The sequence below is a fragment of the Candidatus Accumulibacter vicinus genome (genome assembly GCF_000584955.1).
Lineage (GTDB): Bacteria > Pseudomonadota > Gammaproteobacteria > Burkholderiales > Rhodocyclaceae > Accumulibacter > Accumulibacter vicinus.
In genome coordinates, this window is record NZ_JDSS02000020.1 from 35,468 (window position 1) to 47,040 (window position 11,573).

The 11,573-nt window shown below is 59.0% G+C and carries 11 protein-coding genes; 3 read left to right on the forward strand and 8 right to left on the reverse strand.

Going from position 1 to position 11,573, the window contains the following annotated elements; genetic code table 11:
• From rplT to thrS, 4 genes are all read right to left on the reverse strand, one after another.
• A partial coding sequence (gene rplT / locus CAPSK01_RS08245; protein ID WP_034925131.1) for a 50S ribosomal protein L20 occupies nt 1-243 on the reverse strand: 243 nt, incomplete at its 3' end.
• Between the two features lie 11 nt (nt 244-254).
• The gene (gene rpmI, locus CAPSK01_RS08250; RefSeq protein ID WP_034925134.1) at nt 255-452 is read right to left on the reverse strand and encodes a 50S ribosomal protein L35; all 198 of its coding nucleotides are present in this window, start codon (nt 450-452) and stop codon (nt 255-257) included.
• An 83-nt stretch (nt 453-535) separates the two neighbouring features.
• The gene (gene infC / locus CAPSK01_RS08255; RefSeq protein WP_138677829.1) at nt 536-1,057 is read right to left on the reverse strand and encodes a translation initiation factor IF-3; all 522 of its coding nucleotides are present in this window, start codon (nt 1,055-1,057) and stop codon (nt 536-538) included.
• 26 nt (nt 1,058-1,083) lie between these two features.
• Nucleotides 1,084-3,000: a threonine--tRNA ligase gene (gene thrS / locus CAPSK01_RS08260; RefSeq protein WP_034925139.1), complete on the reverse strand. Its 1,917-nt coding sequence runs from the start codon at nt 2,998-3,000 to the stop codon at nt 1,084-1,086.
• A gap of 522 nt (nt 3,001-3,522) precedes the next feature.
• Between thrS and CAPSK01_RS08265 the strand changes: the two genes are divergently transcribed.
• Entirely contained in the window at nt 3,523-4,155 is a 633-nt protein-coding gene (locus CAPSK01_RS08265; RefSeq protein ID WP_034925142.1) for a PEP-CTERM sorting domain-containing protein, read from the forward strand.
• 163 nt (nt 4,156-4,318) lie between these two features.
• Here the strand turns inward: CAPSK01_RS08265 and CAPSK01_RS08270 are convergent, their stop codons facing one another.
• The gene (locus CAPSK01_RS08270; RefSeq protein ID WP_273703337.1) at nt 4,319-5,995 is read right to left on the reverse strand and encodes an FAD-binding oxidoreductase; all 1,677 of its coding nucleotides are present in this window, start codon (nt 5,993-5,995) and stop codon (nt 4,319-4,321) included.
• Between the two features lie 111 nt (nt 5,996-6,106).
• On the opposite strand from CAPSK01_RS08270, the gene CAPSK01_RS08275 reads away from it, so the two are divergent.
• Nucleotides 6,107-7,327: an FtsX-like permease family protein gene (locus CAPSK01_RS08275; RefSeq protein WP_273703338.1), complete on the forward strand. Its 1,221-nt coding sequence runs from the start codon at nt 6,107-6,109 to the stop codon at nt 7,325-7,327.
• Between the two features lie 28 nt (nt 7,328-7,355).
• Nucleotides 7,356-8,567, forward strand: a complete 1,212-nt coding sequence (locus CAPSK01_RS08280; protein ID WP_034925148.1) for an ABC transporter permease — start codon at nt 7,356-7,358, stop codon at nt 8,565-8,567.
• A gap of 23 nt (nt 8,568-8,590) precedes the next feature.
• Here the strand turns inward: CAPSK01_RS08280 and CAPSK01_RS08285 are convergent, their stop codons facing one another.
• From CAPSK01_RS08285 to mnmA, 3 genes are all read right to left on the reverse strand, one after another.
• Complete coding sequence (locus CAPSK01_RS08285; protein ID WP_034925151.1) at nt 8,591-9,775, reverse strand: hypothetical protein; 1,185 nt, start codon at nt 9,773-9,775, stop codon at nt 8,591-8,593.
• A gap of 41 nt (nt 9,776-9,816) precedes the next feature.
• Nucleotides 9,817-10,083 carry an RNA-binding protein gene (locus CAPSK01_RS08290; RefSeq protein WP_273703339.1) on the reverse strand — a complete coding sequence of 89 codons (267 nt, stop codon included), beginning with the start codon at nt 10,081-10,083 and terminating at the stop codon, nt 9,817-9,819.
• 286 nt (nt 10,084-10,369) lie between these two features.
• Nucleotides 10,370-11,470, reverse strand: a complete 1,101-nt coding sequence (gene mnmA / locus CAPSK01_RS08295) for a tRNA 2-thiouridine(34) synthase MnmA (protein ID WP_034925156.1) — start codon at nt 11,468-11,470, stop codon at nt 10,370-10,372.
• Nucleotides 11,471-11,573 lie beyond the last annotated feature (103 nt).

Below are 11,573 nucleotides of genomic sequence, written 5' to 3' on the forward strand. Positions count from 1 at the left end.
ATTCATGAAGGTGCTGTACTTCATGCCGAGTTCCCGGGCCGCCGCGTTGATACGGGCAATCCAGAGGCTGCGAAACTGACGCTTCCTTTGCCGGCGGTCGCGGTAAGCATATTGCCCGGCCTTCATGACCGCCTGTTTGGCGACACGATAGACGTTCTTGCGGCGACCGCGGTAACCCTTGGCCAGATCCAGAATTTTCTTGTGGCGCGCGTGCGCCGTTACACCACGTTTGACGCGAGGCATCCTCTATCTCCTCAAGCGTAAGGCAGCATGGCACGAACCATGGCCTTGTCAGAGTGGTGCACCTCGGTCACGCCGCGTAACTGGCGCTTGGTCTTGGTGTCCTTCTTGGTCAGGATGTGTCGCTTGTACGCATGCGAACGCTTGATGCGGCCGCTGGCGCTGATCGTGAAGCGCTTTTTCGCCCCACTCTTGGTCTTCATCTTGGGCATTGAATGCTCCTGTTTATAGACATGCTGGCGGGTGTCCCCCGGCGGGAGCACTTTCAACCCGGCAGCACTTGTTGAATCGGTGGCTACTTTCTCTTGCTCGGAGTGAGCACCATGACCATCTGGCGGCCCTCCATCTTCGGCATCTGCTCAACCAGCGCAAGCTCCTGCAGATCGGTCTTGATCCGCTCGATCTGCCGCATGCCAATATCCTGGTGCGCCATTTCCCGACCGCGGAAGCGCAAGGTCACCTTGACCTTGTCTTCTTCATCAAGGAAGCGAATCATGTTGCGCAGCTTGATCTGGTAGTCATTCTCGTCGGTACCGGGACGAAACTTGACTTCTTTCACCTGTACCTGCTTCTGCTTGAGTTTCTGCTCATGCTGACGCTTTTGTTCCTGGTACTTGAACTTGCCGAAATCGACGATGCGACATACCGGCGGCTGAGCCATCGGGGCAATTTCGACCAGGTCCACTCCCGCTTCCTCGGCAAGCGCCAATGCCGCCCTGACGCTCATGACTCCCAACTGCTCGCCACCTACTCCGACGAGACGGACTTCCGGTGCGTTGATCTCTTCGTTAACGCGTTGCGCCTTTTGCAGTGCGATGGGTCCACTCCTTGTTTCGACAAAAGTTAAGCCGTGCCACTTCGCGCCGCAACTTCGTGAAGAAGTTGCCTGGCCAGAGCCTCGATGGACATCTGCCCGAGATCCTGACCGCCGCGTGTCCGCACGGCCACCAGATTGGCTGCCACTTCCTTATCGCCGACGACGATTTGATAGGGCAACTTGTTCAAGCTATGTTCTCGTATTTTATAGGTAATTTTTTCGTTGCGCAAATCACACTCGACGCGCAGACCAGCCTGGCGTAGTGTTTTTGCAACATGCGCAGCGTAATCGGCCTGCTTTTCCGAGATATTCAGAACCACGATCTGCACCGGCGAGAGCCACAAAGGCAGGGCGCCCGTGCAGTTCTCGATGAGCATCCCGATAAAACGCTCCATCGAACCCAGAATAGCGCGATGCAGCATCACCGGCGTGTGGCGCGAGTTGTCGTCACCGACGAATTCGGCGTCCAGTCGCTGCGGCATCGAGAAGTCGACCTGCATCGTGCCGCACTGCCAGGATCGCCCAATGGCATCTTTGATGTGAAATTCGATTTTCGGACCGTAAAAAGCCCCCTCACCCGGCAACTCCTCCCACGCCAGACCGGATGCCTGTAATGCAGCGCGCAACGCCAGTTCGGCCTTGTCCCATACCGCGTCCGATCCGACGCGCTTTTCCGGGCGCAATGCCAGCTTCACCGTCACCTCGTGAAAACCGAAATCGGCATACACTTTGCGCACCAGATCATTGAAAACGGTGACTTCGTCCTGAATTTGATCTTCGGTGCAGAAAATATGACCATCATCCTGGGTAAAGCCGCGCACGCGCATGATGCCGTGCAGCGCACCCGAGGGCTCGTTGCGATGACAGGAACCAAATTCACCATAACGCAGTGGCAGATCGCGATAACTGCGTAGCCCGGTATTGAAGATCTGGATGTGCCCTGGACAATTCATCGGCTTGATTGCGTACTCGCGCTTTTCCGACTCGGTGGAGAACATGTGATCCTTGAAGTTCTCCCAGTGCCCGGATTTTTCCCACAGGGTACGGTCGAGAATTTGCGGGCACTTCACTTCCTGATAGCCATTGTCCCGATAAACGCCACGCATGTACTGTTCGACTTCCTGCCAGATCGTCCACCCCTTTGGATGCCAGAACACCATTCCAGGCGCTTCGTCCTGAAGATGAAACAGGTCGAGTTGCCGACCGAGTTTGCGATGGTCGCGTTTCTCGGCCTCCTCGAGCATGTGCAGGTAGGCCTCCTGATCTTCCTTTCTGGCCCAGGCCGTCCCGTAGATCCGCTGCAGTTGCTCGTTGCGATGATCACCGCGCCAGTACGCGCCGGCCAGCTTCATCAGCTTGAACACCTTCAACCTGCCTGTGGAAGGGACGTGCGGGCCGCGGCAAAGGTCGACAAAATCACCCTCGCGATAGAGCGAGACTTCCTGATCGGACGGGATGGCATCGATCAGTTCCGCCTTGTAGTGCTCGCCGATCGACCGGAAGAAAGCGATGGCGTCGTCGCGCTGCCAGACCTCGCGCCGCACCGGCAGATCACGCCGGGCGATTTCTGCCATGCGCTTTTCGATTGCCGCCAGGTCGTCGGGCGTGAACGGACGCTCGTAGGCGAAGTCGTAGTAGAAACCGTCTTCGATGACCGGACCGATCGTCACCTGCGCCGCCGGAAAGAGTTCCTTGACTGCGTGAGCCATCAGATGGGCCGTCGAGTGGCGGATGATCTCCAGGCCCGCGAGATCCTTCTCGGTGATGATGCCAAGCTGCACGTCAGTGGTGATCCGGAAGGAGGTGTCGACCAGGCGACCATCGACCTTGCCCGCCAGGGCGGCGCGCGCCAGCCCGGCACCGATGCTCTGCGCCACTTCGGCAACCGTGACAGACTCTGCGAATTCCCTTTGTGAACCGTCAGGCAATGTGACAACCGGCATATAGATAACCTCAGCAAGAAATGGAAATGCCAGAGACCCTGCCTGGCTTTCCTGCCAGCATGTCGCAAACGCTGGACAGAAAATCGATACGGACATCAGGACGGCCCGGGCTGCTGTAAGCCCGAACTGCCGCGCCCGCGAGCGCAGCAGTCTAACATACTTGATTGAAGGGACGCACCGCGGGTCGAATGCAGCACTTCCATCTTCCGTCGCACACGTATCCTGTCGGAAAAATTTACACTCCCTCTGATCGCGAAGTGACGGGTCTGCGCCCGATTTCTGATTTAAAAGATGTTATTTTTATATGGCACACTACTTGCTCTCGCGATGCACGAGCGAGCGAACGGGGGGGAGACATGATTGCCCTGCGGTTTTATTGACTCATTGATGTGGGCAAGGGTATGTACAGTCGCGCTTGCTCCATCACATTGCCGGCTCGTGACCGGGACATCATCGGTCAACGGAATATAGAAAATTCCATAAGCCAACAAGGTACTCCTTAAATTCATTGAAAGGGCCAACATGAGACGCACGATCGCTTATTTGTCAGTTGCAGCAACAGCTTCCCTCTTCTGTAGCCAAGCCCTGGCCGCAGTAGTCGTGTACACCAACCGGGCCGCGTGGACGGCCGCCGCAAGCGCGCTGACCACCGAGAACTTCAATTCGTTTGCCGATGGAATCGCGGTGAACTCGGCGACGGTCTTCCCGAGCGGCATCTCGATCCCCACGGGTTCGTCGTTGGATATCAGCAGCTTTGCCTTCAGCAGCATCGGGCAAGGCAATGCGCTGAGCATATCCCCCACCTCGTTGCCGACGATCGCCCTGCCCGGAGCGCCGACGGCGTTCGGATTCGACTACGCCGATGTCGACTTCGGGACGCCGTCGACGATCAGCTTTGGCGCGTTTTCACCGGTACTCCCTCAGACCGGGGATGCCGACACTGGCATCACGCCGGACGACTTCGCCTTCTTCGGCGTGGTGGCTAGCGCCGGGGACATTCCCGGCGGCCGCTTTTCGATCGTGACCAGCGAGGGGTTGACGATCGACAATGTCTCCTTCGGCACAGCAGCGGCGGTGCCCGAAGGCGGCACTCTGCCGCTGCTGTCGCTTGGGCTCGTCGCTGCCGGGCTGGCGCGCAGAATGCGCCGATCGTAGCGTGTAGGCAGATGCATGATCGGCGTCGCGAACGCGACGCCGAAACAGTCCTTACGGAGTCTTTTTCAAAGCCCTCGTGCGAACCCAGGCCGTACAATGGTCGCCTGGGTAAGGTCGGGGTGTAGTCTGTTGAAGCAGAAATACTTAACGGCTCCCTACCGCTCTAGTCGCGCCCTGCCTTGAGCCCGTCGTAGCGTCCGGGCGCAATGATGGCACCCGGATCGAGTGCCCGCTTCAACCGGTCGACGGCGTCGCAGGAACCCGCTTCCCGTTGCGAGGCCAGCAACTGCATCCCTCGCACCGAAGCACGATACAAGGGGTAGCCCAGCTCGAACAGCCGGTGCACACCGGCCTCATAACACTCGATTCCGCGTCGGGTTTCGGCTTCATCCTCCGTATCGTATTCGATCGTATAAACCGCCGCCAGCGCACGCTCGTTGATCATGTTGACGGTGACATGGCAGTCAAAGTCGAAACGCCCGAAAAGTGCGTCCATCTCCTGGTTGAGCTGTGCGAGATCCTCCCGTCTGAAGGGGATGATCGGCGCCATCCACATGATGCCGATCCGCTCCCGCGCAAGATCGGTGTCGTCGGAGAAGTCCGCCGGCACGCCTGCCTGGTGGCGCCAATAGCACCCCCGCAGGAAGGCGCCGGTGGGTTTGCCGCTGTGCATGCCGGCAAGCGCCGCCCCGAGCCGGATCTTCTTTTCCAGTCCGTGGAAAGGTGCGAGATGACCGAAGTGGCGTGCGAACCACTGCCCCGCCGCCAGGATGTAACCCGGGAGAAAGACCACCTTGGCGTTAACCCCGGCCAAGGCCGCCTTGAGCAGTTTTTTGTGCAGGGCAACCTGGCGTGAACTTCCGTAAAACGCCCCCGACATCGACCACGCGCCGATGCCCGCTTCTTTCCGCAGCTGCGCCCTCACTTCCGGCGTCAGGCGGGCGTGCCCGGGCAGCCGGTCGCGTGGAAACGGCGCGTCTGCAGCGAACGCCCGGAGGTCATTGCCAATATGCGACACGCTCTGAAGGATCCGGTCCAGCCTGAGTTTCTGCAGCCTGGGAATGGCGTCGAGGAGGTTCTGGTCTTCCTTGAAGAGCACGATGTACGGGCAGAAAGACTCCGGGATCGGCTGCAGCCATAGTCCGAGCCGGATGACGATGCCGAAGTTCGACTGGGTGAAGATTCCGTCGAGGTAGGGACCGATGCCGTACGGGTACAGATGCGTGGTCTTGGCCTGCGGGTACTGCCCGAAGCCGGTACGCAGCACCTCTCCCGTTCCGAGGACGACCTCCATTCCCGAAATCGTCTGGAAGCGGTTGCCGTAGGGACTGTGCCCGAAGCCGCGCTCGACAATGTTGCCGATCAGGCTCGAATTCGGTCCCGCGCCCGTGCAATCGATCCAGAACGGCACGCCTTGTTCGGCCAGGTGGTGGGAAAGCTGCCGCTGGGTCACACCGGGCTCGATGACCACGTAACCCAGTTCGCTGTCAACCTGCACGATCCGGTTCAGTCGGCCAAGGTCGACGATGACCTGTCCGTCGAAGACTGCACACGCGTCGCCGTAGCCCCAGTTCTGACCGGTGCTGATGGGATACAGCGGGGTTCTGCAGCGGGACGCGATGCTCACGACTTCCACCACCTCGTCCCGCGTTCCCGGTTTCAGGATGGCGGCAGGGCGCCGGCTGAACGACGAGGTGCTGCGGGCATAATGGTCCCGTGTCCCGGCGTCGGTAAGAACATTGGCCTCACCCAGAAGCCCCCGCCACTCGTGAAGCGCACCGGACAGGTCGCTGCGAAGATCGAATGCACTGACGATGGGACTGGCGGTGTCGTCAGCCACGTGACTTTCCGTTCATCGATGAAAGGCCAGGAGGGTAGGAAAACCAGCCATGGAGTTGGAAGTATATGAGCCGCCATCAAGCGGCGTCAATCGAAGTGTATAATTCCCAAGGTGCTGACCGACGCTTTCCTGGCTGCCCGAAACATCGCCCGACAACGGCGGCGCTCTGCTTTTGCGCTCGCCGCCATCGCCTTCGGGGTGGCTGCCCTGATCGTCGCGAACGGTTTCATCGACTGGATCATGTTCAAACATCGGGAAACCACCATTACTTCCCAGTATGGTCATATTCAGGTGACCCGAAAGGGGTACTTTGAGGAGGGGACGGCCGACCCGTTTGGTTACCTCCTGCCGAAGAGTTCGCCCGTACAGCACGCCATCGAACGACTCCCCGAACTGCGCGTTCTCGGCAGACGTCTGGCGTTCAGCGGCCTGGTGAGCAAAGGCGACGAAACCATCTCCTTCGTTGCCGAGGGCGTCGAACCGGACAAGGAGCAGGTCCTGAGCAGTTCGCTGCGGATTCCCAAGGGCGCCAACCTGTCGGCCAATGACCCGAACGGAATCATCCTCGGCCTGGGCCTCGCCGCGAACCTGGGTATCGATGTCGGGGATACGGTCGTCCTCATGGCGAACACGGCCACAGGGAGTATCAATGCGGTCGAGTGTCGGGTACGAGGTTTTTTTGCGACGATGTCGAAAGCGTACGACGACGTCGCGCTCAGGGTCCCGCTGACGACCGCCCAGAAACTGTTGAAAGTGGAGGGTGCCCACACCTGGGCATTGTTGCTGTCAGAAACCGAGCAGGCAGATCTCACCTTGAGGACCCTGCGCCAGCGCTTTGCGAACGAGGGTCTGGTCTTTACCGAATGGATCGAACTTGCCGATTTCCATGTCAAGGCGGTGTCCCTCCTCGCCAAACAGGCGGGCGTGATGAGAGTCATCATCGCCGTGATCATCGTGTTGAGCATTTTCAACACGATGATGATGAGCGTCATGGAGCGGACGGGCGAGATCGGCACCATCATGGCTCTCGGACTGACCCGTCGCGACCTCCTGCGCATGATCGTCGTGGAGGGTGCGGTGCTCGGCATCGTCGGCGGTCTCCTGGGTCTGGCATTGGGAACCCTGCTGGCCTGGGTGATCTCCTACATCGGCATTCCCATGCCGCCGCCACCAGGACAGTCCTGGGGATTCATGGGCGAGGTCATGGTCACCGGCCGGCTCGCCATCGAGGCATTGCTGCTGGCAGTGGGATCGACGCTGATCGCCAGCATCATTCCGGCACGAACCGCTTCGGGGATGGTCATCGTCGACGCGTTGCGTTTCAACCGCTGAACTTTTCCCACAGAATCAGGGCCAGGCAGTGATCAAACTTGCTCTCCGTAATCTTCTCGGGCACAAGCTGCGTACGGGAATGACATTCGGTGCAGTCCTCTTCGGCGTCATCAGCCTCGTTCTTTCCGGCGGATTCATCGAGGACATGTTCATTCAGTTGCGCGAGGCGGTGATTCACTCGCAGTTCGGTCACCTCCAGATCAACGCGCAGGGGTTCTTCGAGAAAGGAGCACGGGCGCCGGACAGATTCATGATCGACGATACCGAGCCACTGCGACGGCAGGTCGCCAGGCTGCCGCAGGTGGCTGACGTGATGGCCAGGGTCAGCTTCTCGGGCCTTCTCAGCGCCGGTCGTACCGACCGTTCAATCATCGGCGAGGGCATCGAGCCGAACCGGGAGAGTAAACTGGGCACGTTCATCCGCATCGAATCGGGTCGCGCGCTCAACGATCAGGACCAGTACAAAATCATCCTGGGAAAGGGCCTGGCTGACGCGTTCAAGGTGGGCGTCGGGGACCGGGTGATTGTTCTGGTCAGTACTTCGGGTGGAGCCTTGAACACGCTCGAGTTTGAAGTCGTCGGAACGTTCCGGAGCTTTTCCCGGGATTACGACGGGCGTGCGGTACGCATTCCCCTGGCCGATGCCCAGGAACTCCTCAATGCCAGGGGGATCAACACCCTGGTCGTCTCGCTCAAGGATTCCCTTGATACGGTGCGGGTCGCCGAACTGCTCGCGCGGCAACTCGACCCCGGAAAGTTCGAAATCAAGAAATGGAACGAGTTGACCGATTTTTACGACAAGACCGTCACCCTCTACGACCGGCAGTTCGGCGTGCTGCGCCTGATCGTCCTGATCATGGTTTTGCTCGGTGTCGCCAACAGCGTCAATATGAGCGCTTTCGAGCGCGTTGGGGAATTCGGAACCATGATGGCGCTGGGCAATCGCCGGATCGACGTCTTCCGGCTGGTGATCACGGAGAACGTTCTGATCGGGGTGATCGGCAGCAGCACGGGCTTGCTGATCGGCGTCGTCCTGGCCTGGGTGATCTCGGCCATCGGCATTCCCATGCCTCCCCCGCCAAGCAGCGAGGTCGGCTACATGGCGCAGATTCAGGTCGTGCCGAAAGAACTCGTGCTTGCCTTTAGCATCGGCCTGGTCGCCACCGTGAGCGCTTCGATCTTCCCGGCACGACGCGTGACCCGCATTCCTGTCGTGGACGCGCTGCGCCAGAACGTCTGACCAAGTTCCGCGAAATCCTCGCCCTAGGCCTCGAGTCCCACCTCCTGAAAGGTCAGGCCAAGCTTGCCCAGCACTTTGGTCACCGTACGTTGCAGGAATACCTTGTTGCGGGCACCGAACTCCGCCATCTCAAAGGCGTTGCGCCAATAAACCGGATCATTTTCGCGGAACCGGATCATCTCGGCGAACTCCGGTTCGAAACTACAATAGCCGATCGTCTTGATGTCGATGGCGGTCATGATCGAAAGCACCTGATTATTGGTCAGAATGGGTGAGGAATCACGTTCCGGCATCAGGCTTTCCCGCTCGAGTTCGCCCAGAATGGCCGCCTTGTCGGGACGCCAGGCGACAAAGGGAAGCACGTATTGCGGAACACGATCGGGGTCCTTACCGGTACCGTCCCAGAACAGTTTCTGGTCTTCCTCGGTAAAAATGTCGGCAATCTTGAAACCCGACCGGCGCTCCATGCGGTCAGTCAGGGTGCGCGAACACATGTCCTCGAACGGCATCACATAATACGAATGGAACTGCATGATCAGTTCCTGTGCGAAATCGACACCCGCCAGGACCAGGGGAATATTCATGTCATAGGCGAAATAGAAGCCCAGCATCTGATTCAGGGTACCATCCAGCCGGTCGACCGTCTGATAGCTGCCCTTCATCTCGACATTCTTCAGCGTATAGCAGTAAAGCGTCTTGTAAACCGACGAACGCGGCTTGTAGACGATATGGTCGAGGTCCATTTTGGCAGCCACTTCCTTGCAACGATCCAGCGACAACTTGGAATAGAAGCCGTTGTCCCAGGTCATCAGCAGAACGCGCAGGCCGGGGTATTCCTTGCGCAGGCGAGACAGCATATAAACGCTGTCCTTGCCGCCACTGAACAGAACCAATGCGTCATAACGGTCGCGGCCCTTGCCCTGATGACTTTTCAGCAACTGGTCGAGTTCCTTGCGCTGATGTTCGACGTATTTCTTCTGCCAGAGGGTCTCCTCGTCGTTGGCGCGCAACTTGTTGTGCTCGTGGCACAGGTTACAGACACCATCGGTCAGCGTGACATAGGGCACGCGTGAGGAAATGACGCATTGGCTGCAACGTGCGGCGATCGAGTGTTTGAACAGGCCGCGCAATTTGGGCCAGATGTTCTGCGCAACGAAATCGAACTGGCGCAGGTCATTGAGGATTTGCTGGTCGATATCCTTGGCCATGGGGTCACTCCGAAAGAATGAGTTGTGGGATGAGAGCGAAGTCAGACGGCCTTGACAGGCGAAGTCGGCAGAATAACTCGTTTATGAACACGGATATGGTTCTGGCCAAATTTTTGACCGTCCAGTGCGTCTACCGCCAATTTTGGGTCGGACGTTTCCAAATCGACATAGGCATAAGGTTCATGGGTCGGATTGACCCAGTCCGCATGCAGATCAACCGACACGACTCGACCAAAGGGGCTGAACAGATTGCGGATAAACGCTTCGTCTGCTCGAAAGGGAAGGCTGCTGATGAAAATCGTTGCCATATCCAACTCCCATGCAATCTTTCTGAAATCGACATCGCCTGCCATCTGAAGCCATGGCCCCGGCGTACAAGACCTGAACCACCGGCACAGCCAGGGCGTTGAACGACCGCCAAGGGGATTCGATGTGGCACGGGCCAAGTCCCCCCTCGTTTTTTCGTCTTCCAAGGAGGCAGATTTCAGTCTACCAGTTTTTCGTCTCTATGTCGTTTGGCTGCCAATAGGCCAATAGGCCAATAGTCGCAGTCCCGCAGGCAGCCCCATGTTTTCCGTTGCACGGAGGCGCGGCTCAGGCGATCACCCCTCCCCCGAGGCAAACGCGACTTTCATAGACCACCACCGACTGCCCCGGCGTGATCGCCCATTGCGGCTCGGCGAAGCGGATCAGGCAGGCGTCGGCGCCGACCCGCTCAATCTCGCAGGCGGCATCGGCCTGCCGGTAGCGTGTTTTGGCGGTATACACCCAGTGTGTATGCGGCGCTTCACCGGCCACCCAGGACAAATCCCAGGCGCTCACTTCGTCGGCCAGCAACGCCGGATGGTCATGCCCCTGAACGACATAGAGGATGTTTCCGGCGACATCCTTGCGGGCCACGAACCAAGCCTCATGGTCGCCGTGGTCGCCGCTCTTGCCACCCTTGACACCGCCGATGTGCAGACCCTTGCGCTGGCCGATGGTGTGGTAGGCCACCCCGTCGTGTTCGCCAAGCACGCGGTCGTCGTCGAGGGAACGAATCTCGCCCTCGCTCCTGGGCAGATAATGCATCAGGAAATCCTTGAACGGCCGCTCACCGATAAAACAGATACCGGTCGAATCCTTCTTCAGCGCGACATGCAGACCGGCTGCCTCGGCAATCTTGCGGACGTCTCGCTTGTACAGGCCGGCCAGGGGAAACAGCGTCTTCGCCAGTTGCTGCTGATTGAGCCGGTACAGGAAATAGCTCTGGTCCTTGGTCCCATCCTCGGCCTTGAGCAACTGCCAGGCGCCCTGGAACTCGCGCACGCCAGCATAATGGCCGGTGGCGATACGCTGCGCACCAATCTTCAGCGCGTACTCGAGAAAAGCATTGAACTTGATCTCCGAGTTGCACAGCACATCCGGATTCGGCGTGCGGCCCGCCTGGTATTCCTTGAGGAAGTGCGCAAACACCCGTTCCTTGTATTCTCTCGCGAAGTTCACCACTTCGACCTCGATGCCGAGCGTATCGGCAACGCTGATCACATCGATCAGATCCTGGCGCGAAGAGCAATATTCGTCGCCATCGTCATCTTCCCAGTTCTTCATGAACAGGCCGATCACATGCCACCCCTGCTCCTTGAGCAGCCAAGCGGCGACCGACGAATCAACGCCACCGGACAAGCCTACGACGACGGTTTTTCCCTTGTTCATCTTCGTACCCTGTTAGACCGTTAGTGTTCGACCGGCGAACCATCACCGAGGCCGCCGGCGACCACCGTTTCCCCCCCACTCTCTTCCCGGCCCTGGCCGTCGA